Raw genomic sequence first — 22,835 nt, forward strand, 5'->3', positions numbered from 1 at the left:
GGTCTCTACTCCTTCAACGGGGGCCACGCCCCCGACTCGTGTGATCAGACCGCCGCGACGGCGCGGCGTCGTTGGCTGGCCTCGGCGTGCGCCGCGACCAGGAAATCCACGAACGGCACCCACGGGTCGAAGCCGATCACCGCCGGGGCATCGGCCACGAAGTTGGACAGCGCGTTCAGATCGTAGAAGTACGGCCGCCCGTCGCGGTCGTCAACCACGTATTCGACGCCGCCGACGTCGAAGCCGGCCGCATCGGTCATGCGGATCACCGCATCGATGATGTCCTGCGGCGGGTGGGCCTGCACGGCGCGCTTCCCCGCCGAAGGCAGCGAGATGGCGCAGTTGCCGCCCAGTTCGACGGGCGCGGCAGGCGCGGTCGTCTGGCCGGGCTCCGGCAGTTCGCACAGGTCGGCGGGGCACAGGTTGAAGCTCTGCCCCGTGACCGGGATGTCGATGGCGTACAGGTAGCGGCCCTGCAGCACTTCGACGCGCGTGATCTTGCCGTCGCGCGCCGGGATGAACTCCTGCACCAGCGCCAGGTGATCGACGCCGAAGTCCAACTGCCCGGCCTCGACGGCGGCGCGCAGGTCGGCCTCGCGGTCGACACGCAGCACGCCGGCGCCGCTGCCCCCGACACTGGGCTTGACGACCACTGGCCAGCGCAACCCCTCGGTCGCGGCCACCGCCTGGTCGGCCGCGTTGATGACGCGCGTCTTCGGGAACGGCAGCCCGAGATCGGCCAGTAGCGCCATCTGGCGCGCCTTGGAGATCTCGTAGCCGTACGCCCTGGCGCCGTTGATCACGCGCACCCCGCCCGCCTCGGCCGAGGCCACGTACTGCAGGACGGGCAGGATCCCGTGTCCGTGCCCGCGCCGGTCGGCCGACGGGCTCATGCGGTTGACCAGCAGGTCGGGCGCTGCCGCGCGCGCCGCCGGGTCGTGCCGCCAGTCCGGGGTGAACAGGAGCGAAGCGGCATGGGTCCGACGGTAGGGCACGCCCCTGGCGTCGAGCGCCTCGAACAACCGGGCGAACCATGCGGGGTGTTCGTAGAGGATCTCGATCATGCCTACTCCTCCTTCAGCAGTTCCGCGGCCTCATCGGCCTCGGGCGGGATCTCCACCGGGCCCTGCAGCCGCGCGTACCCGTAGAACCCGCCGAAGATCACCACGATCAGGCCCAGCGACAGCCACTTGGGGATCTCGAAGTGCACGTATCCCAGCTGGTGCCCGTACTCGACGAGCAGCTTGATGCCCACCCACGCGATGATCACGAACGCGCCGTCGACCAGCGCCGGGAACCGCTGCACCACCGCCAGCAGCTGCCCGATCAGCAGCCGCATCGCGACGATGCCGAGGATGCCGCCGGTGATGATGACCCAGAGCTTGGGCGACATCGCGACGGCCACCAGGATCGAGTCCACCGCGAAGACGATGTCGGTCAGCTCGACCTTGATCACGGTGGTCCAGAAGACCCCGAGGCCCAGCCAGCTGGTCGCCGGCTTGATCGCCCGCCGGTCCTCGTGGTCGCCGCCGCGGAAGTGCTGGAAGGGCAGGTACAGCAGGTACAGCGCCCCGACCAGCTTCACCCACGCGAGCTTGATCATGAACGCCGCGAAGAACGTCGCCAGCGCGCGGAAGGCGAAGGCGCCGACGATCCCGTAGCGGAGCGCCTTGCGCTGCTGCTCGCGGGGCAGGCCCAGCACGAGGATGGCGAGGACGAGCGCGTTGTCCGCGCTCAGCAATCCTTCGAGCAGGACCAGCAGGCCTATGGTGATCAGGTCAGAAACTACCAACGGTCTCCGTGCCTCGGCTGCCACCCCCTCGGGTGCGATACCCGCGGCAGGGACAGAGGACCAGTATGCGGCAACCTCCGGCCAACGCCTACGCCCCATCGCCGCGCCAGGCCGCGCCGCCCCGACACATTGACTCGGGACACCGCATGACATTGACACGCTTCGTATCAAGGCCTACACTCGGTCTGTGTCAATGAGTGGTGACCGTCCCCGACTCGAGGGCCCGCAGGACGAGTTCCTGCTGATCAGCGTGGCCGCGCGGCATCTCGGCATGCACCCGCAGACCCTCCGCAAGTACGAGCGGCTCGGGCTGGTCCGGCCGACGCGCACGCTCGGCAGCATGCGGGTGTACTCGCGCGACGAGCTCGAGCGACTGCGGGTCATCAAGCACCTGGTCGACGAGGCGGGCATCAACCTGGCGGGCGTGCAGCGCCTGCTCGAGGTCGCCGACGTGCTGCGTCGGATCCGACCGATCACCAGCGGCGGTGACTGGTCGCGCGCCTCGGTGCGCCGGTTGGCGCAGGAACTGGATCGCCTGAGCGCGATGCTCGGGCTCTGAGGAGGCCTCCCATGGACTTTCGCGACTACTACGCCACCCTCGGCGTGGCGAAGACGGCCTCCGAAAAGGAGATCAAGCAGGCCTTCCGCCGGCTGGCGCGCAAGCATCATCCGGACGTGAACCCCGGCAACAGTGCCGCCGAGGCCAAGTTCAAGGAGATCAACGAGGCCTACGAAGTGCTCGGCGACGCCGAGAAGCGGCGCAAGTACGACGAGCTCGGCGCCAACTGGAAGGCCTACGAGCAGGCCCAGCGCCAGGGGTTCGACCCGCGCGGTGGCGGCCCGTTCGGCGGCGGCGGCTGGCCCTTCGGGGGGGCTCCCGGGGCGCAGGCGGGCGCCCAGGGCGGCGGCTACCGCAGCGTGTCGCCCGAGGAGTTCCAGGAGATGTTCGGCGAGGGGGCCAACCCCTTCTCCGACTTCTTCACCACGTTCTTCGGCGGGGCCCAGGCGGGCGGGGCGCGGCCCAAGGCGCGAGGACGACGGCACCACGTGCCGCAGGAGCACGACGTGGCGATCTCGCTGGAAGAGGCCTTCATGGGCACGACCCGCAAGGTCACGCTCACCGGCGCCGGCAGCGATCGGTCGCTCGAGGTCCGCTTCCCCGCCGGCATCCGCGACGGGCAGAAGGTCCGCGCGGCATCGGACGGCGGCGACGTGTTCTTCAGGGTCAGGCTGGCGCCGCACCCGCGCTTCGAGCCGCGCGGCGACCACGACCTGGCCACCCGGGTGGCGGTGCCCATCCCGGTGGCGGTGATCGGCGGCGAGATCGAGGTGATGCCGCTGGTCGGGCCGCGCGTCCGCGCGAAGGTGCCCGCGGGCACCAGACCTGGCGCAGTCCTCCGGCTGCGCGGGCACGGCCGCCCGATCCTGGGCCAGGCCGGGCAACGAGGCGATCTGCTGGTGACGCTGGATCTCCAGGTCCCCACCGATCTGACGCCGGAGGAACGACGCCACTACGAGGCGCTGGCGGAGTTGCGGAAGGTCCAGCCCGTGTAGGGCTCACGGCTCAAGCCCTGGGCCCTGAGCCTGTCCATCAACGAAGACCGTTTTCTCGATCGACTCGATATCGAACGGGGGAGACCGTGAACCTGAATCGCTTGACCGAAAAGGCCCAGGAGGCCGTCGTCGCGGCGCAACAACTCGCCACGCGACTCAACCACGCCCAGATCGACCCGGAGCACCTGCTCGCGACGCTGGTCGGGCAGCAGGGCGGCATCGTGCCGTCGGTGCTGCGCCGCATGGGGGTCGATCCGGTCGCCCTCGGGCGGACCCTGGACGCCGATCTGCAGAAGCGTCCACGCGCCTACGGTGGCAGCGAGCCCGGTATCGGGCCGCGGCTGCGCGCCCTGTTCGAGGCCGCCGAGAAGGAAGCGGCGCAGCTGAAGGACGAGTACCTGAGCACCGAGCACTTCCTGCTCGCCATCGCCGGTGAAGGCGGCCGGACGCCGGCCACCCTCGCGCTGCAGGCCGTGGGCGCGACGCGCGACAAGGTGCTCGATACGCTGGTGGCCGTGCGTGGCACCCAGCGGGTCACCGACCAGAGCCCGGAGGCCAAGTACGAGGCACTCGACAAGTACGGGCGCGACCTGACGCGCGCCGCGCGCGACGGCAAGCTCGATCCGGTGATCGGCCGCGACGACGAGATCCGGCGCGTCATCCAGGTGCTGTCGCGCCGCACGAAGAACAACCCGGTGCTCATCGGCGAACCCGGCGTCGGCAAGACCGCCATCGTCGAGGGCCTCGCGCAGCGCATCGTGCGCGGCGACGTGCCCGAGGGGCTGAAGGACAAGCGCATCGTCGGGCTCGACATGGGCGCCCTGGTGGCCGGCGCGAAGTACCGCGGCGAGTTCGAGGAGCGGCTCAAGGCGGTGCTGCAGGAGATCACCAACGCGCAGGGCGAGATCGTGCTGTTCATCGACGAACTGCACACCGTCGTGGGCGCGGGGGCGGCCGAGGGCTCGCTGGACGCCTCGAACATGCTCAAGCCGATGCTGGCGCGTGGCGAACTGCACACGATCGGCGCGACGACGCTCGACGAGTACCGCAAGCACATCGAGAAGGACGCGGCGCTCGAGCGGCGTTTCCAGCCGGTCCTGGTCGGCGAGCCGAGCGTCGAGGACACGATCAGCATCCTGCGCGGCCTGCGCGAGAAGTACGAGCTGCACCACTCCGTGCGGCTGAAGGACTCCGCGCTGGTGGCCGCCGCGGTGCTCAGCCACCGCTACATCGCCGATCGGTTCCTGCCCGACAAGGCCATCGACCTGGTCGACGAAGCGGCGTCGCGCCTGCGTATGGAGATCGACTCCATGCCGGCCGAACTCGACGAGGTGTCGCGGCGCATCATGCAGCTCGAGATCGAGCGCGAGGCGCTGCGCAAGGAGACCGACCAGGCGTCGCAGGAGCGCCTCGGCAAGCTCGAGAAGGACCTGGCCGAACTCAAGGAGGAGCGGACGCGTCTGCAGTCGCAGTGGGAGCAGGAGAAGGCGGCCATCCAGACGACCAGCGCGATCACGGGCGAGATCGAACAGGTGCGCCAGCAGATCGAGCAGGCGCAGCGCGACGGCGACTACGCGAAGGCCTCCGAGCTCCAGTACGGCCGGCTGCCCGAACTGGAACGCAAGCGCGCCGCCGAGGAGGCGCGTCTGGCCGGCCCCGACGCCGGCCCGCGCATGCTCAAGGAGGAGGTCGACGAGGAGGACATCGCCGAGGTCGTGAGCAAGTGGACGCACATCCCGCTCAGCCGGTTGATGGAAGGCGAGGTCCAGAAGCTGGTGCACATGGAGGACCGGCTGCACCACCGCGTGGTCGGGCAGGATGAAGCGATCCTGGCGGTGGCCAGCGCCATCCGACGGGCCCGCGCCGGCCTGCAGGACCCCAACCGCCCGCTCGGCAGCTTCGTGTTCCTCGGACCGACCGGGGTCGGCAAGACGGAACTGGCCCGCGCGCTCGCCGAGTTCCTGTTCGACGACGAGCAGGCCATGGTGCGGATCGACATGTCGGAGTACCAGGAGAAGCACGCGGTGTCGCGGCTGATCGGCGCGCCTCCCGGCTACATCGGCTACGACGAGGCAGGCCAGCTCACCGAGGCGGTGCGGCGGCGCCCCTACGCGGTGGTGCTGTTCGACGAAATCGAGAAGGCGCACCCCGAGGTGCTCAACGTGCTGCTGCAGGTGCTCGACGACGGGCGGCTCACCGACGGCCGGGGGCGGACGGTGGACTTCAAGAACACCGTGGTCATCATGACGTCGAACCTCGGCAGCCAGTTCCTGGCCGAGCGCGCGCTGCGTGACGGCACCGTGGACGAGGGGACGCGACGCGAGGTGCTCGACGCGATGCGGCAGCACTTCCGGCCCGAGTTCATCAACCGCGTCGACGAGATCATCGTGTTCCACCCGCTCGGGCGGGCACACATGGGGCGGATCATCGACCTGCAGATGGCGCGCCTGCTGGCGCGGCTGCAGGAGCGGAAGCTCACGCTGCACCTCAGCGACACGGCGCGCCAGGCGCTCGTCGACGAGGGGTACGACCCGCTGTACGGCGCGCGGCCGCTGAAGCGGACGCTGCAGCGACGCGTCCTCGACCCGCTGGCGATGAAGGTGCTGCAGGGCGAGTTCGTGGAGGGCGACGAGATCACGCTCGACCTCGTCGACGGCGCGCTGCGCTTCGAGAAGCGGCACGCCGTCGTGCACTGACGGCGCGTCGCGCCGTCAGTGCACGACAATGGCACAAATGCCGGAAATGCCGCGCATGTCGGGAGTCTGCAATGCCTTCGACATTGACGGCATTCCCGGCATCGCGGCATCGAAGGCGATGCACCGGCCCCTCAGGGCCGATGCATCGCGTTCAGGAAGTCGGCGTTGCTGCCGGCCTTGGCCAGCTTGTCGATCAGCAGTTCCATCGCCTCGGTCGGCGACAGCGGGTTGATCACCTTGCGCAACACCCAGATGCGGTTGAGGTCCTCCTTGGGGATGAGGAGTTCCTCCTTGCGGGTACCGCTCTTGGTGATGTCGATCGCCGGGAACACGCGCTTGTCCACCAGCTTGCGATCGAGGTGGACCTCCATGTTGCCGGTCCCCTTGAACTCCTCGAAGATCACCTCGTCCATGCGCGAGCCGGTGTCGACCAGCGCGGTGGCGATGATCGTCAGCGATCCGCCCTCCTCGATGTTGCGCGCCGCGCCGAAGAAGCGCTTCGGCTTCTGGAGCGCATTGGAGTCGACGCCACCGGTGAGGACCTTGCCGGACGGAGGCACGACGCTGTTGTAGGCGCGCGCCAGGCGGGTGATCGAGTCGAGCAGGATGAGCACGTCCTTCTTGTGCTCGACCAGGCGCTTGGCCTTCTCGATCACCATCTCGGCCACCTGCACGTGCCGCTGCGCCGGCTCGTCGAACGTCGAGCTGATGACCTCGCCGCGCACCGAGCGCTGCATGTCGGTCACTTCCTCGGGGCGCTCGTCGATCAGCAGGACGATCAGGTAGACCTCGGGGTGGTTCTGCACCACCGACTGCGCGATGTTCTGCAGCAGCATGGTCTTGCCCGTGCGGGGTGGCGCGACGATGAGGCCGCGCTGGCCCTTGCCGATCGGCGTCATCAGGTCGAGGACGCGGGCCGACATGTTGTCCTTCGAGGTCTCGAGCGAGAAGCGTCGCTGCGGGTACAGCGGCGTGAGGTTCTCGAAGAAGACCTTGTTGCGCGCGAACTCCGGGGTCTCGAAGTTGACGGCCTCGACCTTGATCAGCGCGAAGTAGCGCTCGCCTTCCTTGGGCGGGCGGATCTGGCCGCTGATGGTGTCGCCGGTCTGCAGGTCGAACTTGCGGATCTGCGACGGCGACACGTAGATGTCGTCGGGGCCGGCCAGGTAGTTGTAGTCGGGGGCCCGCAGGAAGCCGAAGCCGTCGGGCAGCACCTCGAGCACGCCTTCGCTGAAGATGAAGCCGCTCTGCTCGGTCTGCGCCTTGAGGATCTGGAAGATCAACTCCTGCTTGCGCAGGCCGGTGGCCCCGACCACGCCCAGGTCCTGTGCCACCTGCATCAGGGCCTGGATGTTCATCTCCTTCAGTTGCCCGATGCGCAGGGTGGCCTCGCTGCCCTCGGGCGGCAGGTCGAGCGGCGGATCGTTGGCGACGTCGGGGATGTCGTTGGCGGGACGGCGGGGCCCCTGGGGACGGGGGCCGCGACGGCCGCCGGATCGCTTCTGTGCTGGTGCCATGCGTTCTGCGGTGTGGAACGGAGAGGGGTTGCCGGAAGGGACGCGAGGGCACGCGTGGCGCCGACGCCGATCCCGGAACCGCGGGGTGAGCGGCGAGTATAGCCCAAAAAACCCATGGTGTAGAATCCGGGGCCAGCGTGTCGCGGCATGTCCTCATACTCGGCCTGGTCTGCTTCCTGACGTTTTTCGCAGGCCTGGGCCGCGGCGCCATCGGGGACTCCGACGAGGCGTTCTACGCCGAGGCGTCCCGCGAGATGGTCGCGTCGGGCGACTGGCTCACCCCCTACTACAACTACGAGCTCCGCTTCCAGAAGCCGATCCTGTACTACTGGCTCGTCTCGATCGCCTACAAGGCGGCTGGCGTCGGCGAGGCGGCGGCGCGCTTCCCGTCGGCGCTCGCCGGGCTCGGCCTGGCGATCCTCACCTACCTGGTCGGTCGCCGCTGGTTCGACGCCGGCACCGGCTTCTTCGCGGCAACGGTGGTCGCCACCAGCTTCGGCTACTTCTCCATCGGCCGGCTGTCGTTGCCCGACCTGCCGCTGGCCTTCTTCATCGCCGCCACGACCTGGGGCCTCATCGAGGGCATCGGCTCCCCCATCGCGACGGCCACGACCTCCGTCGCGCGGCGTCGCCTGTGGTTCGCGTTCGCCGGCGTGATGATGGGCCTCGGCCTGCTGGCCAAGGGGCCGGTGGCAGTCGCGCTGCCCGTCGCCGCGGCCGCCGCCACGTGGTGGAAGGAGCGCAAGGCCACCGAAGGCGACGACACGGCCTCGCGATTCCCCGGAGTGGTGGATCTGCTGCTGGTGGGCGGGCTGGCCCTGCTGGTGGCCGCGCCATGGTTCATCGCCATGGCGCAGCACCACGGCCTGGCGTACATGCACCGGTTCTTCATCGGCGAGAACCTGGAGCGCTTCGCGACCGACCGCTACAACGAACCGCGGCCGCTCTGGTTCTACGTGCCCATCGTGCTCGGCGGCCTGATGCCGTGGTCGCCCTTCATCCTGCTGTGGCTGCCCACCTGGCGACGGGTGTTCCGCCGCGAGCGACTCGTCACCCGTGCCGAGTGGCGCGCCATCATCTGGGCGCTGGTGCCGTTCGTGTTCTACTCGGCCTCGATCGGCAAGCAGCCGCGCTACATCCTGCCGATGCTGCCGCCGATGGCCCTCCTGCTGGCCCGCAGCGTCATCGCCCGCCTGCCCGACGAGGGACCGTCGCCCACGGCCCGCACCACGCGCCAGGTGGCGCTCGCATGGTGCGGCACCCTGTGCGCGATCCTGTTCCTGATCCTGGGGCTCCTGCTGCACCGGGCGCGGCCGCTGCTGTTCGCCCTGACGCCGTCGCTGGCGCTGGTCTGCACCGGCATCATCACGACGGCGGCGCTGTCGGTCTTCGTGGCGAGCTGGAGCCGGCGCCGCTGGGCCCTGCCCGTGACCATGGCAGTGGCGTCGATCGCGACGCTGCTCTCGCTGCAGTACTCGGTGCAGTCGGCGGCCGACCTCGAGCCGGTGCAGGTGATGGCGCGCAAGTACGCCTCGGCCTACCAAGGGCACGAGCCCTCGGCCACCTACCGCGTTTTCGTGCGCAACCTGGTCTTCTACACGACCATCAAGCAGACCGACCTGGTCCAGCCGCACGAGGTCGTCGAGTTCCTGCGGCGCCCCGAGCGCGTGCTCTGCGTGATCACCAAGGACGACCTCGCCCGCCTCTCGTCCGAGCACGCCCTGAAGACGCGCACCCTCGCCGAGGTGCAGTACTTCAACCCGGCTGGCGTGCGCCTCCGCACCCTGCTCTGGCCCGATCCGTCACGCGACCTGGAGACGGTGCTGCTGGTCACGAACCAGTAATTGGAAATTCGACATTTGAAATGCTCGAGGGCGCGGCTTCGCCGCCGCCCCTCGGGACGTGTCGCGCGGCAAGGCCGACAGGCCGGCCGCCGATCAATTTCAAATCTCGAATTTCAAATTGCCAGCGTCAGGGAACATCTTCCCGGGATTGAGAATGTTCAGCGGATCGAAGGCCGCCTTCACCCGCCGCTGCAGGTCGATCTCGACGCGCGACAGCTCCAGCGGGACGAACGGCATCTTGGAGAAGCCGATGCCGTGCTCGCCGCTGATCGACCCCTCGAGCGCCACCACCCCCGCGAAGAGCTCGCGCTCGGCCGCCCGCGCCGCCGCCATCGCCACAGCGTCCGACGGGTCGAGCATCATGTTGACGTGGATGTTGCCGTCGCCGACATGCCCGAAACAGGGAATGCGCACCCCGGGCGAGGCGGCCCGCAGCCGCTCGACCAGCGCGAACAGCTCGGGGATGCGCCCCTTGGGCACCACCACGTCGTGGTTGATCTTGAGCGGCGCCAGCACCTTCAGCGACAGGCTCAACGATCGTCGCACGTGCCACAGCTCCTGGCGCGTCACCGCATCCTCGGCCACCAGCACCTCGGTCGCCCCGGCATCGCGGCACGCCTGCGCGACGCGTCGTCCCTCTTCCTGCACGGTGGCCTCGAGCCCGTCGACCTCCAGCAGCAGCACGGCGCCGGTGCCCTCCGGCGCCAGCGCCCGGGTGCCCAGGTTGGTCGCCACGGCGTCGAGCGAGTCGCCGTCGATCAGCTCGAGCGCCGAGGGCACCACGCGCGCCCGAATCAGGTTGGTGACGGCGTCGACGGCGCCCTGAATCGTCGCGAAGGTCGCGCGCAGCGTCACCTGATGCGGCGGAAGAGGCACCAGCCGCACGATGATCTTCGTGATCACGGCCAGCGTCCCTTCCGACCCGACCAGCAGCTGCGTCAGGTCGTAACCGACGACGTTCTTCACGCTCTTGCCGCCGGTGTGGATGATCTCGCCCGACGGGAGCACGGCCTCGAGCCCGAGCACGTAGCGCTTGGTGACGCCGTACTTGAAGGCGCGCGGGCCGCCGGCGCACTCGGCGACGTTGCCGCCGATCGTCGACGTCGACAGGCTGGCCGGATCGGGCGGATAGAACAGGCCCACCGCCTCGACGGCCTTCTGCAGGTCACCCGTGATGACATGCGGCTCGGCGACGGCCAGCAGGTTCTGCTCGTCGACCTCGAGGATCCGGTTCATCCGCGACAGCGCGAGCACGACGCCGCCCAGCGAGGGCACCGCGCCGCCCGTGTAGCCGGTGCCGGCCCCGCGCGGCACCACGGGCACGCGGTGCGCGCTGCAGGCGCGCAGGACCGCCGCGACCTCGTCGGTCGTCGCCGGCCACACGACCACGTCGGCCGGGTGCCCCTTCTTGAGCATGTCCGCGCCGTAGCTGACGCGCGCCTCCTCGTCCAGGCGGACGTGCTCGGCGCCGACGGCGGCCCGCAGCGCGTCGACGAAGGCCTCGGTCACCTCACCGTAGGGGCGGTCGGCCGTCATCAGGCCCTGGCGTACCTGCCGGCGTCCACGTCGGCGACGAAGGCGTGGATGCGGCGCGCCGCCTCCTCGAGCCGATCGATCGAGGCCGCGTAGGAGATGCGGAAGAAGCCCGGGGCGTCGAACGCCTCGCCGGCCGTCACCACGACGTGCGTCGCCTCGAGCATCGCCTGACAGAAGTCGGCGCTGGTGCGCAAGCCAGCCGGTGAGAGCAACGCGGACACATCCACGAAGAGGTAGAACGCCCCCGCCGGGGTGAGGCAGCGCAGGCGGGGATCGCGGCCGATCAGCGCCTGAATCACGTCGCGTCGCCGACGGTACTCGTCGAGCATCTCGGTCACGCACTGCTGCGGCCCGGTGAGCGCCGCGACGACGGCCTTCTGCGTGATCGAGCAGACGTTACTGGTGCAATGGCTCTGGAGCGCGTTGGCCGCCGCCACGACCTCGCGCGTCGCCAGCAACCAGCCGCACCGCCATCCGGTCATCGCGTAGGCCTTCGATGCCGAGCCGGTGACGATCGTGCGCTCGCGCATGCGCGCCGCCAGGACGCCCGGCAGGTTGTGCGGCACCGGGTCGTAGATCAGCTTCTCGTAGCAGAGGTCGAGGACGACCCAGATGCCGCGTGGCGCGCACGCCTCCGCCAGCCGGATCATCTCGTCCTCGGTCATCAGCGCCCCCGTCGGGTTGGCCGGCGAGTTGATGACCACGGCGCGGGTCCGCGCGGTGAACGCGTCGATGAACGCCTGGGCACGCAGCGCGAAGCCGTCCTCCGGCGACGTGCGGACGATCACCGGCGTGGCGTCGGCCAGCTTGATCTGCTCGACCAGCGTCGGCCACCCGGGCATGTGCGTGATGACCTCGTCACCGGGCCCGAACACGGCGAGCGCGGCGTTCAGCAGCGCCTGCTTGCCGCCGGCGCACACGATCACCTCGCTCTCGTCGTACTCGACGCCGTAGTCGGCGCGGTAGCGCGCCAGGATCGCCTGCTTCACCTCGCTGGAGCCCGAGTTGGCCGTGTACTTGGTGTAGTTGGCGTCGATGGCGGCGTGGGCGGCCGCCTTCACGTGATCGGGCGTCGGGAAGTCGGGCTCCCCGGCGCTGACGTCGACGACGTCGGCGCCCGCCTTGCGGAGGCGCTCGGCGGCGATGAGGCCCTTCATCGTGGGCGAGGACGCGATGCGGGTGGTGCGTTCGGCGAGCATGCAGGGGTCGGGATGGCGCGGCGCGTCAGGCGCGGCTGCGCAGGTGAGAGGCGACGGCCGCGGGCACGAAGGCCTCGATCGGACCGCCGAGGGTGTGAATCTGGCGCACGAGACTCGAGCTCACGTGCGCCCATTGCGGCGACGCCGTGAGATAGACGGTCTCGAGGCCGGGAAGCAGCGCGGCGTTCATGCGCGCCATCGGCCATTCGTGCTCGTAGTCGGCCGACGAGCGCAGGCCACGCACGACCACGCTGGCGTGGTGCGCCAGGGCCGCATCGACGAGCAGGCCCTCGAAGGCGACCACGTCGATGCCGGCCTGCCCCGCCACGCTGCCACGCATCATGGCGAGACGCTCCTCGATCGTGCACAGCGGCTGCTTGCCGGGGTTGACCAGCACGGCGACGACGACGCGGCCGAACAGCTGCCGGGCACGGGTGATGATGTCGAGGTGTCCGTGGGTCGGCGGGTCGAACGATCCGGCGACCAGCGCTGCCCGTCCTTCGCTCATTCAGGCCCTCCTCCCGGGGCGGCGTAGAACGCCAGCGCGCTGTCGCCCTGCCGCAGGCGACGTCCGAGGACGAGCCCGGCGACCGCGGCCGGCGGCTCGAGGCGTGACGCGTGCTCGAGCACCACGAGACCGCCGGGCGCCAGCACCGGCGCGGCGCTCGCCACCCAGGGCGCCAGGTCGCGCTGTGCGTAGGGCGGATCCACGAACACGATGTCGAACGCCCGGCCCTCACGACCGGTCGCCAGCGCGTCGCGACGGTCGACAGTATAGCCGCCGGACACGCCGCACCGGCCGACGTTGGCTTCGATCAGCGCCACGGCGCGCCGGTCCTGCTCCACGAACGTGACGTGCGCGGCGCCCCGGCTCAGGGCCTCGAGGCCCACCGCGCCGGTGCCCGCGCACACGTCGGCCACCACCGCGCCGGCGATGCGCGGCGCGAGGATGTTGAAGAGCGTCTCGCGCAGGCGGTCGGAGGTCGGGCGCAACCCCTCCCACGAGGGTGCCTGCAGCACGCGTCCCTTGAAGGCACCGGCGATGATCCGCATCAGCCGACCTGCGCCAGGTTGAAGCGGCCCGACCACGCCTGTCGGGCCAGCCGTCGGGGGAGGGCGTCGGCGGGCATCTGCGCCACCAGGTCGCGCGCCAGGCCGTGGGCGTCGGCCATCAGGTCCTGGTCGCGACGAAGGTCGCCGATGCGCAGGGTCGGCAGACCGGCCTGCCGCGTGCCGAACATGTCGCCGGGACCGCGGATGGCCAGGTCACGTTCGGCGATCACGAAGCCGTCCGTGGTCTCGGCCATCGCGGCGAGCCGCTCGCGCGCGTCCTCCGACAGCGGCCGTTCGAACAGCAACACGCAGTAGCTCCGCGCCGCGCCACGGCCGACGCGGCCGCGCAGCTGGTGCAGCTGCGCCAGGCCGAACCGCTCGGCGTGCTCCACCACCATCACGCTCGCGTTCGGCACGTCCACGCCGACCTCGATCACCGTGGTCGTCACCAGCACGTCCACCTCATGGGCGAGGAAGGCCTGCATGACGGCCTGCTTGTCGGCCGCCTTGAGCTTGCCGTGCAGCAGCCCGAGGCGCAGGCCCGCCAGCGCCCCATGACGCAGTTCCTCCTCCATGCCGACCGCCGCCCGCACGTCGATCTTCTCGCTGTCCTCGATGATCGGCAGGACCACGTAGGCCTGCCGCCCCTCCCCCACCTGCTCGCGAACGAAGGCATACGCCTCGTCGCGGCGCGTCTCGGGCCGCACGGTCGTCTGCACGGGCTGGCGGCCCGGCGGCAGGTCGCGGATCACCGAGACGTCGAGGTCGCCGTAGGCGGTCAGGGTGAGCGTGCGGGGAATCGGCGTCGCCGTCATCACGAGCACGTCCGGCTGTCGCGCCTTGTCGCGCAGGCGGGCGCGCTGCCCGACGCCGAAGCGATGTTGCTCGTCGATGATCACCAGCCCGAGGCGAGGGAACGAGGCGGGATCCTCGAGGACCGCGTGCGTCCCGATGACCAGGGAGGCCTCCCCCGACGTGATCCGCGCCAGGGCCTCCGAACGCGCCCGGCTGCGCTGGCTGCCGGTGAGCAACGCCGCGCGGAACGGCGTGGGCGCCAGCCGCGCCTCGACGGTCCGCGCGTGCTGCTCGGCCAGCAGCTCGGTGGGCGCCATCAGGACCACCTGCAGGCCGTTGGCCATCGCGACGACGGCCGCCAGCAGCGCGACGATGGTCTTGCCCGCGCCGACGTCGCCCTGCAGCAACCGGTTCATCGCCGTCGGGCGCTGCAGGTCCTCGACGATCTCCTTGAGCGCATGCTTCTGCCCGGCCGTCAGCGCGAACGGCAGCACCTGGCGCGCCAGGTCGCGGATCGCGTCGGTCACCACGATGCGGTGCGGCTTCGGCGTCACGACCACCTGCGCCCGCTGCTCGGCCAGCGCCAGCTGGAAGAGCACGAATTCCTCGAGGATCAGCCGCACCTGCGCCGGCGTGCGGAAGGCGTTCAGCGTGTCGACGCTGGTGCCCTCCGGCGGGAAGTGGGTGTCGAGCAGGGCCTCGCGCCGCAAGGGCAGGCCGCGTGCGCGGCGCACCTCCTGCGGCAGCGGATCGCCGATCGACTCGGGCAAGCGCTCGAGCGCGCGCGCCACGAGATCGCGCTGCAGCTTCGGGGTGAGCGGTCCGACGCGCTCGTACACCGGCACGATGCGCCCCGTGTGGATGCTCTCGCCGTCCTCCACGGTGGTGACGTCGACCAGCTCGTACTGCGGGCCCTGGAACTGCGGGCCCAGGCTGGTCCACTCGACCTTGCCGTGCAGCACGACGCGTTGGCCCGGACGGAACACCTGCGCGAGGAAGCGCTGGTTGAAGAAGACCGCCCGTGCCGTGCCCGACCGGTCGGAGACCACCAGCTCGAACACCGTGAATCGAGGCCGACGTGTCGGCTTCACCTGCGCCTCGACGACCTCGCCGGCCACCGTGGCCGTGCCGGGGCGCAGCGACCCGATCGGCACGATGTGGCCCCGGTCCTCGTAGCGGAGCGGGAACCGCAGCAACAGGTCCTCGATCGTGCGGAGGCCGGCCGACGCGAGGGCGGCGGCACGCGTCGGCCCGACGCCGGGCAGCGTCGCCAGCGGGGCCAGGAGCGGATCGGCCTGCGTCACTGCAGGACGGTCACCTGGCCGGGCTCGACCCGGATCTCGCGGATGGACGAGGGCAGGTCGAAGGGCGCGTCGAGGTTGACGTCGTAGCGCGCGAGCAGCTGCGACACGAGGGCACGCGGCAGGGGAATGCCGCCGAGTTCGGCCGTCTCCAACTCGAAATGCCCGCCGCCGTTCTCGGTGACGAGCCGGCCGCTGACCTTCGCGAGCAGGCTGCCCTTGAGCACGCGCAACGGGTCGAAGCCCTCCGACGGCGGGCGGCTGGCGTTCATGGCGTCGAGATCGAGCGTCGCGGTGGCGCTGAGCCGGTTGTCGCCGAGGATGCGCAGCGTCGGCGTCGCGATGCCCGGGGGAATCTCGCTGCGCAGGTAGTGCTCCAGGTAGGCGTTCACTTCCGCTTCCTCGAACACCGTGGCCTGCGTCTCGAGGCGCGGGATCGCGCCGAAGCGCACCACCGACTCGAGCTTCTCGTGCATGCGGTCGGCGAGAGCGGCGCTGCCCTGGGCGCGCGAATGCGCCAGCACGCGCGGCGAGGGCGACGTCACCACCAGGCCGAGGGTGACGGCCAGGGCGAGCCAGAGGCCGGCGAGGCGAGCGCGGCGCGGCGCGTGACGGGTGTCCTGCATGGAAGCCACTGCCGTTTGGAGTCTAGCACCGGCGATTTGGCCGGGCCGCTTGACTTTCGCTTTTTATTTGCATACCCTCCGACCATCGTCGCGCAGGCCCACTGTCGGGTCGGGTGCGCGCGCGCTTCCGGAGAATTCCCATCGTGCAGCCGCTCACCAAACGCCAGCGCGAAATCCTCGACTACCTCAACGACTTCATCCAGCAGCACGGCTATGCGCCGAGCCTGGAGGAAGTCGGTCGGCGCTTCGGCCTGTCGTCGCTGGCGACGGTCCACAAGCACCTGACGAACCTGCAGGAGAAGGGGTTCATCAAGCGGGCCTGGAACCGCAGCCGCTCGGTGGAGCTCATCCCGGCGCGCATCGGCGGCCGGGCCCTCGAACTGCCGCTGCTCGGCTACGTGGCCGCGGGTCGTCCCATCGAGGCGATCACGAGCAGCGAGACCATCACGGTCCCCGAGGCGCTCGTCGGTCGGCGCGACACCTACGTGCTGCGCGTCAAGGGCGACTCGATGATCGACGAGCAGATCCGCGATGGCGACTTCGTCATCGTCGAGGATCGCAAGACCGCCGGCAATGGCGAGATGGTCATCGCGCTGCTGGCCGGCTCCGACGTGACGCTCAAGAAGTTCTACAAGGAGAACGATCAGGTCCGCCTGCAGCCGGCCAACCCGACGATGGCGCCGATCATCGTGCCGGCGGCCGACGTGCAGGTGCAGGGCGTGGTGATCGGCGTGATGCGGCGATACTGAGGCCATGAGCCAGCAGCCGCCGCCCGAGTCCCGGCAGATCAACTTCACCATCGTCCCGGCCGACGGGCCCGACGTCCCGCGCGTCTACGCCAACTTCTGCGCGGTGGCGAACACGCCCTTCGACTTCACGCTCACCTTCTGCGAGGTGCAGCCGCTGTCGCCCCAGGACGTGCAGCAGGCCGAGCGTGAACACGTCCTGCAGGCGCCGGTGAAGGCGAAGATCGTCGTCCCGGTGCCGTTCATCCCGACGCTCATCGCGGCCCTCCAGGAGCACATGCGCGCGTTCGGTGACTCGCAGAAGCAGGGCGCCCCCGGCTGGTCCGGCGACCCGATCCACTGAAGCCCCGCGCTCCCTCCCTGTCAGACTCTTTCCCGCAACGCGTCCGACCCTCGTAACCGGGCTCGGACGCGCTGCCTCGACGAGGCGGAGGCCTCACACACCGCTTCCCATCGCGCCGATCAGCTTCGCCCTTTCTTTGCCACCAGACGTCTGAACAAGGGAATGCCGATGGCCACGCTGCTCACGCTCCTGCTTCCGGATTTTGTCGTCGATGCCGAGCGCCGGTGGGAAGGCCTGCCTCCAGAGGTGCCCGTCATCGTCGGCGGCGCCCCGGACGGTCCCGGGCAGGTCGTGGCCGCCTGCCGAGTCGCCCGAGCGGCCGGGGTGCGATCGGGAATGCCGCTGCGGGAGGCGGCGCGTCTGGCGCCGGCCGCGCGCTTCGTGCCCGGCATCCTCGACCGCTATGCGGAGACGGCCTCGATGCTCGACGAGCTGGTGCGCCGCTGGTGCACGGAAGTCGATTGGGTGTCGATCGATCGCGCCGTCATCCCTGCGTCGGCGGTCAAGTCCGGGACGCCGGCTGCGGCGGCCGATGCCATGCAGCGGGCCATCCGGCAGGAACTCGGGCTGTCGACGGCGGCCGGGCTGGCCGACACGGAAGTGGCGGCCAGCGTCGCGGCCGCGCTGGTGGCACCGTCAGGCCTTCTGCAGGTGTTGCCGGGGTACGACCAGCGCTTCCTGGCGCCGCTCGACCTGCGTTGGCTCCCCGGCCTCACGGCGGCCGCCAGGGAGCGTCTCGGCGATCGCAACATCACCACGATTGGCGCGTTCGCCGCGCTGGCGCCACATGAGGCCGAAGCCGTCATCGGCAGCGGCTGGGCCGCGGCGTGGCGCATGGCGCGGGCCGAGGAGCCGCGGGCGCTGGCGAGCACCACGCTGCCGCGCAGCCTCACGCGGGCGATTGCGCTGGCCCCGCCAGTCGGATCGGAGGACGTGCAGTTGGCGGCCGAGCACCTGGCCGACCAGGTGTCGCAGCGCCTGGCGCAGCTCGGCGCGTTCGCGCACGCCCTTACGGTACGGGTCATGGGCGCCGACCAGCGCTTCCGCGGCCGCACGTTCACCTTGCGCGAGGCGGCCCGCCAGCGCACCGACCTGGCGCCGGTGGCGCGGGCGCTCGCGGCACGCTTGTGGAAATACGGCGACCCGCCAGTGCGCGTCAGTCTCGTGGCCAGCGGGTTGAGTGCTGACGGCCCGCAGCTGAGCCTGTTCGATCTCTCCACCGAACCCGCGGCGGCATTGCGCCGGCACGACGGACTGCGCACGGCGCGCAGCTTCAGGGCGCTGGCCAAGGGCTCGCTCGCACGCCGCTCGCGCGCGAGCTGAGGCACGTCGATCACCAGCAAGGGGAGCGGGCCGACCTGGCGGTCGGCCCGGGGCAACGCGTCAGGCGTGCTTGCCCTCGTGCGTGCAGCCCTCGTACTTCTCGTGGAACACGTTGCCGGTGTAGCCCAATTCCTTCAGGCCCGGTTCCGACGCGAAGTAGATGCCCGACACCCAGCCCTTGATGTGATCGAAGTGATCGCGGAGTGTCGCCGGCTTCGGGGCCGGCATCGGCACGGGAATGGGGTCGCCCTTCTTCCAGGACGGCATCTCCATGCTGGGCGCACCGCTGGACGCCTCGGTGAGGAGCGCCACCTGGTCGGCCGGGGCGAGGTCCTTGAAGGGTTTCTGCTTCGCCTTGAGCGCCGCGCCGTCCATGGCGCCAAGCGCGGTGATGAAACGGCGTCGCGTGTCGGCCGACTCCACCGTCAACAGCTTGTCGAGGAACTCCGGTGTGCCGGAGGCCTTCGCGCCCGGCACGATCAGGTCGGCCAGGACGACCACGGTGGCGTACTGGTGGGCGTCGAAGGTGGCGGGCTTGAAGGCCGCCGCGGGTCGTGCCCCGGGCTTGCGCGCCTGCTCGGCGACCTGGGCCACGTGCTTGTGGACGGGATGCTCGTCGGCCGCCGCCACGCCGGGCACGGCGAGCGAGGCGCCGAGACCGGCGGCCAGCGACTGCAGCGCCGCACGGCGCGAGAGCCCCGCCTCGGGCGCGGGCTGGATGACCGGCAGGGTGCGACCTTCCTTCATGCGCGACATCTCCTCGGGAGCGACGGGTAGTGCGCAAACGTTACCACAGGGATCGGCAGGTCTGGACGATTTGACCCACTCTGAGCCGAATGGCTATGCTGCGGCCACTTCTCTTTCTTCAGCCAGGAGCCAGGCCAGTGGCGCAAGCCTCTCGTGATGCAGCGGGTCGGACGTACGACGTGATCGTGGTGGGATCGGGCGCCTCGGGCGGCTGGGCCGCCAAGCGGCTCGCCGAGGCCGGCGTCAACGTGCTGATGCTCGACGCGGGTCGCGCCCTGACCGACGCCGACTACAAGGAGCACGTCCCCGCCTACGCCCTGGCCTATCGCAACCGGGCCAACGACCGGATCCGCGAGACGCGACCGCGACAGAAGGACTGCTACGCCTGCACCGAGTACAACTACGACTGGTTCGTCAACGACAACGACGAGCCCTACACCACGCCCAACGGCAAGCCGTTCTCGTGGCAGGGCCGCACCCGCATCATCGGCGGGCGCACCAACGTGTGGGGTCGCCAGAGCTACCGCTTCAGCGACTACGACTTCAAGGCCGCCAGCCTCGACGGCCACGGCATCGACTGGCCGATTTCCTACAAGGACCTCGAGTCCTACTACGACCTCGTCGAGGACTACGTCGGGATTTCGGGCCAGGCCGAGAACGACCCGATGCTGCCCGACAGCCGTTTCCACCCGGCGATGGGCATGAGTTGCGCCGAGCACCACGTGCGAGGCGTGCTGAAGAAGGCCTTCAATCGCACGCTGACGATCGGCCGCGCCGCCAACATCACCAAGCCGCTCAACGGCCGCGCGCCGTGCCACTACTGCGGGCCGTGCGAGCGCGGCTGCCAGACGCACTCGTACTTCAACTCGGCGTTCACCACCGTGGCCGACGCGCTCAAGACCGGCAAGTGCACGCTGGTGCAGAACGCGATGGTCTACCAGGTGCTGATGGACGCGAGCGGCAAGAAGGCCCGCGGCGTGTCCTACATCGACCGCACCACGCGGCAGCTGAAGGAAGTCAACGCGCGCGTCGTGATCCTCGCCGCGCAGGCACTCGAGTCGGTGCGCATCCTGCTCAACAGCGCGCCGGGCGGCCTGGCCAACAGCAGCGGCGTGCTCGGCAAGTACCTCATGGACCACACCTGGGTGGCCGGCGGCGCGTCGGCCGAGTTCCCGGATCACCCGACGAAGCCGAGCGTCAACGGGCCCAACCGCCCCAACGGCACCTACACGATCCGCTTCCGCAACCGGCCGGGGGAAGCGAAGCACAAGGACTTCCTGCGCGGGTACGGCTACCAGGGCGGCGGCTCGGCGGGCTTCAACTTCGCGGCGCCGGGCTTCGGCGCGGCCTACAAGCAGGCCGTCAAGGACAACGCGCTCACCGAGTTCCGGTTCGCTGGCTTCGGCGAGGTGCTCCCCTACGAGGACAATCACGTCTCGATCGACCCCAACGTCGTCGATGCGTTCGGCATCCCGGTGCTGCGCATCTCGATGGAGTGGAAGGAGAACGAGAAGAAGATGATCCCCGACATGGGGTACGCCGCCGCCGAGATGCTCGAGGCCGCCGGCGGCAAGAACATCAGACCGTTCTTCTTCCTCGATCGCGTGCCGGGCTACGGCATCCACGAGATGGGCATCGCGCGCATGGGAGCCGACCCGAAGAACTCGGTCCTCAACCAGTTCCAGCAGACGCACGACATCCCGAACCTGCTGGTCACCGACGCGTCCGGCTTCACGTCGGGCGGCTGCCAGAACCCGACGCTCACCATCATGGCGCTCACGGTGCGCTCCACCGATCACCTGATGGAAGAGATGAAGAAGGGGAACGTGTAGAACCACGGTGGTAGGGCGGCGTGTCCCCACGCCGCCGTTGGTCATGACAGCGGCGCGGTGGGACACCGCGCCCTACCTTCCCGGCCGCCTCCGTAGGGCACCAATGCAGACAGCACAGGCCACCACCGCCAGCGTCGCCGGCAAGACCTTCGACGTCGTCATCGTCGGCTCCGGGGCGTCGGGCGGGTGGGCCGCCAAGCGTCTCAGCGAGGCGGGCCTGCAGGTGTGCCTGCTCGAGGCCGGACGCGCCCTCACCGATGCCGACTACAAGGAACACGTCCCGGCCTACGCCCTCGAGTACCGCAACCGCGCCGACCAGGTGATGCGCCGCACGCGGCCGAAGCAGAAGGACTGCTACGCCTGCCGCGAGTGGAACTACGACTGGTTCGCCAACGACATCGACGAGCCGTACACCACGCCGGGCGACAAGCCGTTCGCCTGGATGGGGCGCATGCGCGTGGTCGGTGGCCGCACCAACGTGTGGGGTCGACAGAGCTATCGGCTCGGCGACATCGACTTCAAGGCCGCCAGCCTCGACGGCCATGGCGTCGACTGGCCCTTGTCTTATGCGGACCTCGCTCCTTACTACGACATCGTCGAGGACTACGTCGGCATCACGGGGATGAACGAGGGCGCCGACGCGGTCGTGCCCGACGGACGATTCCACCCGCCGATGGGCATGTCGTGCGTCGAGCATGCCGTCCGTAACCGGCTGCGCACGCAGTTCGGCCGCACGATGACGCTGGGGCGCTCGGCGAACATCACGAAGCCGCTGAACGGACGCGCGCCGTGCCACTACTGCGGGCCGTGCGAGCACGGCTGCGCCACGCACTCCTACTTCAACGCCGCGTTCACCACCGTCGCCGACGCGGTGAAGACGGGGCGCACGACGCTGGTGACCGGCGCGATGGCGGCGCAGGTCCTCACCGACCCCGCGACCAACCGCGCCCGCGGCATCCTGTACGTCGATCGCACGACGCGCCAGGCGCGCGAGGTGTACGGCAAGGTCGTGATCCTCGCGGCGCAGGCGCTCGAGTCGACGCGCCTGCTGCTCAACAGCGCCCCCGGCGGGCTGGCCAACCGCAGCGGCGTGCTCGGCAAGTACCTCATGGACCACATCTCGGGTGGCGGTGCGAGTGCGGAGTTCCCCGATCTCGCGGGCACCGTGATGGGACCCGACAGTCCCAGGCGCCCGAACGGCATCTACCTGATGCGGTTCCGCAATCTCCCCGGCAGGCCCGACACCAAAGCTCCCGATTTCCTGCGCGGCTACGGGTATCAGGGCGGCGGCAGCACGGCCCTGCGCAGCAGCGCGCCCGGGTTCGGCGCAGCGTACAAGGCGGCGCTGAAGGAGCCGGTGACGTCGTTCAGTCTCGGTGGCTTCGGCGAATGCCTGCCGCGCGAGGAGAACCACGTCGCCATCGACCGCGACGTCGTCGATGCGTGGGGCATCCCGGTGCTGCGCGTGTCGATGCGTTGGAGCGACAACGAGTACGCGATGCGCCGCGACATGGCCGTGCAGGCGGCCGAGATGCTCGACGCGCTCGGTGGCAGGAACATCCAGCTGCGATTGAACCAGCGCCAGGTGCCCGGCTACGGCATCCACGAAGTCGGCACGGCCCGCATGGGGGCCGATCCGAAGACGTCGTTCCTGAACCAGTTCCAGCAGGCGCACGAGATTCCGAACCTGCTCGTGACCGATGGGTCGGGCTTCCCCTCCATCGCCTGCCAGAACCCGACGCTCACGATCATGGCGCTCACGGTCCGCAGTTGCGACCACCTGCTCGAACAGCTGCGAACAAGGAGCTTGTAGGGGCTGGGCGCTGGGCGCTGGGGCCTGAGCAGCAGACGTAGCCGTCGACCTCCCCCACGTGTAGCCGTCGACCTCCCCCACGTGTAGCCGTCGACCTTCAGGTCGACGGTCAGTGATC

Annotated in this window: 19 protein-coding genes; 9 read left to right on the forward strand and 10 right to left on the reverse strand. The window is 69.9% G+C overall.

Translation table 11 applies throughout. The features are described from left to right. Positions 1-44: 44 nt before the first annotated feature. Positions 45-1,064: a RimK family alpha-L-glutamate ligase gene (locus TBR22_RS13875; RefSeq protein ID WP_239488436.1), complete on the reverse strand. Its 1,020-nt coding sequence runs from the start codon at positions 1,062-1,064 to the stop codon at positions 45-47. Positions 1,065-1,066: 2 nt separating this feature from the next. Continuing rightward, on the reverse strand, positions 1,067-1,792 hold the full coding sequence (locus tag TBR22_RS13880; RefSeq protein ID WP_239488437.1) for a hypothetical protein: 726 nt from the start codon (positions 1,790-1,792) through the stop codon (positions 1,067-1,069). 193 nt (positions 1,793-1,985) lie between these two features. Here TBR22_RS13880 and TBR22_RS13885 point away from each other — a divergent pair, with 193 nt between their 5' ends. The 3 genes from TBR22_RS13885 (at position 1,986) to clpB (ending at position 6,042) form a co-directional block, all read left to right on the forward strand. Next, positions 1,986-2,351 (forward strand): MerR family transcriptional regulator, encoded by a 366-nt coding sequence (locus TBR22_RS13885; protein ID WP_239488438.1) that lies wholly within the window; start codon positions 1,986-1,988, stop codon positions 2,349-2,351. A gap of 11 nt (positions 2,352-2,362) precedes the next feature. Continuing rightward, the gene (locus TBR22_RS13890; RefSeq protein WP_239488439.1) at positions 2,363-3,346 is read left to right on the forward strand and encodes a DnaJ C-terminal domain-containing protein; all 984 of its coding nucleotides are present in this window, start codon (positions 2,363-2,365) and stop codon (positions 3,344-3,346) included. A gap of 86 nt (positions 3,347-3,432) precedes the next feature. Continuing rightward, positions 3,433-6,042 (forward strand): ATP-dependent chaperone ClpB, encoded by a 2,610-nt coding sequence (gene clpB, locus TBR22_RS13895; protein ID WP_239488440.1) that lies wholly within the window; start codon positions 3,433-3,435, stop codon positions 6,040-6,042. A gap of 131 nt (positions 6,043-6,173) precedes the next feature. Here the strand turns inward: clpB and rho are convergent, their stop codons facing one another. Then, positions 6,174-7,400, reverse strand: coding sequence for a transcription termination factor Rho (gene rho / locus TBR22_RS13900; RefSeq protein WP_239493494.1), 1,227 nt, complete (start codon positions 7,398-7,400; stop codon positions 6,174-6,176). Positions 7,401-7,696: 296 nt separating this feature from the next. Between rho and TBR22_RS13905 the strand changes: the two genes are divergently transcribed. Continuing rightward, positions 7,697-9,403 (forward strand): glycosyltransferase family 39 protein, encoded by a 1,707-nt coding sequence (locus tag TBR22_RS13905; protein ID WP_239488441.1) that lies wholly within the window; start codon positions 7,697-7,699, stop codon positions 9,401-9,403. Positions 9,404-9,502: 99 nt separating this feature from the next. On the opposite strand, the gene TBR22_RS13910 is transcribed toward TBR22_RS13905, so the two are convergent. Genes TBR22_RS13910 through TBR22_RS13935 form a run of 6 tightly spaced genes read right to left on the reverse strand, consistent with a single transcriptional unit; the run spans position 9,503 to position 15,913 of the window. Next, entirely contained in the window at positions 9,503-10,939 is a 1,437-nt protein-coding gene (locus TBR22_RS13910; protein ID WP_239488442.1) for an FAD-binding oxidoreductase, read from the reverse strand. Further along, positions 10,939-12,138: a pyridoxal phosphate-dependent aminotransferase gene (locus tag TBR22_RS13915; RefSeq protein ID WP_239488443.1), complete on the reverse strand. Its 1,200-nt coding sequence runs from the start codon at positions 12,136-12,138 to the stop codon at positions 10,939-10,941. Before TBR22_RS13915 ends, TBR22_RS13910 begins: the two co-directional genes overlap by 1 nt. Before the next feature lie 25 nt (positions 12,139-12,163). After that, positions 12,164-12,646 (reverse strand): pantetheine-phosphate adenylyltransferase, encoded by a 483-nt coding sequence (coaD, locus tag TBR22_RS13920; RefSeq protein ID WP_239488444.1) that lies wholly within the window; start codon positions 12,644-12,646, stop codon positions 12,164-12,166. After that, a complete protein-coding gene (gene rsmD, locus TBR22_RS13925) occupies positions 12,643-13,191 on the reverse strand; it encodes a 16S rRNA (guanine(966)-N(2))-methyltransferase RsmD (protein WP_239488445.1) in 549 nt (182 codons plus the stop codon). The genes coaD and rsmD overlap by 4 nt, the downstream gene beginning before the upstream one ends. After that, positions 13,191-15,290 carry an ATP-dependent DNA helicase RecG gene (recG, locus tag TBR22_RS13930; protein WP_239488446.1) on the reverse strand — a complete coding sequence of 700 codons (2,100 nt, stop codon included), beginning with the start codon at positions 15,288-15,290 and terminating at the stop codon, positions 13,191-13,193. The genes rsmD and recG overlap by 1 nt, the downstream gene beginning before the upstream one ends. After that, a complete protein-coding gene (locus tag TBR22_RS13935; protein ID WP_239488447.1) occupies positions 15,287-15,913 on the reverse strand; it encodes a hypothetical protein in 627 nt (208 codons plus the stop codon). The genes recG and TBR22_RS13935 overlap by 4 nt, the downstream gene beginning before the upstream one ends. Before the next feature lie 143 nt (positions 15,914-16,056). Here TBR22_RS13935 and lexA point away from each other — a divergent pair, with 143 nt between their 5' ends. The 3 genes from lexA to TBR22_RS13950 all read left to right on the forward strand — a co-directional run bounded on the left by lexA (position 16,057) and on the right by TBR22_RS13950 (position 18,325). Further along, on the forward strand, positions 16,057-16,662 hold the full coding sequence (gene lexA / locus TBR22_RS13940) for a transcriptional repressor LexA (protein ID WP_239488448.1): 606 nt from the start codon (positions 16,057-16,059) through the stop codon (positions 16,660-16,662). 4 nt (positions 16,663-16,666) lie between these two features. After that, positions 16,667-17,002: a DUF3467 domain-containing protein gene (locus TBR22_RS13945; RefSeq protein WP_239488449.1), complete on the forward strand. Its 336-nt coding sequence runs from the start codon at positions 16,667-16,669 to the stop codon at positions 17,000-17,002. A 168-nt stretch (positions 17,003-17,170) separates the two neighbouring features. After that, on the forward strand, positions 17,171-18,325 hold the full coding sequence (locus TBR22_RS13950; RefSeq protein ID WP_239488450.1) for a hypothetical protein: 1,155 nt from the start codon (positions 17,171-17,173) through the stop codon (positions 18,323-18,325). A gap of 60 nt (positions 18,326-18,385) precedes the next feature. Here the strand turns inward: TBR22_RS13950 and TBR22_RS13955 are convergent, their stop codons facing one another. Then, the gene (locus TBR22_RS13955; RefSeq protein WP_239488451.1) at positions 18,386-19,072 is read right to left on the reverse strand and encodes a gluconate 2-dehydrogenase subunit 3 family protein; all 687 of its coding nucleotides are present in this window, start codon (positions 19,070-19,072) and stop codon (positions 18,386-18,388) included. A gap of 137 nt (positions 19,073-19,209) precedes the next feature. Between TBR22_RS13955 and TBR22_RS13960 the strand changes: the two genes are divergently transcribed. Both TBR22_RS13960 and TBR22_RS13965 read left to right on the forward strand, forming a co-directional pair. Continuing rightward, complete coding sequence (locus tag TBR22_RS13960; protein WP_239488452.1) at positions 19,210-20,904, forward strand: GMC family oxidoreductase; 1,695 nt, start codon at positions 19,210-19,212, stop codon at positions 20,902-20,904. A 103-nt stretch (positions 20,905-21,007) separates the two neighbouring features. Then, positions 21,008-22,717, forward strand: a complete 1,710-nt coding sequence (locus TBR22_RS13965) for a GMC family oxidoreductase (RefSeq protein ID WP_239488453.1) — start codon at positions 21,008-21,010, stop codon at positions 22,715-22,717. Positions 22,718-22,835: the final 118 nt, after the last annotated feature.

Source organism: Luteitalea sp. TBR-22 (assembly GCF_016865485.1).
Classification (GTDB): Bacteria; Acidobacteriota; Vicinamibacteria; order Vicinamibacterales; family Vicinamibacteraceae; genus Luteitalea.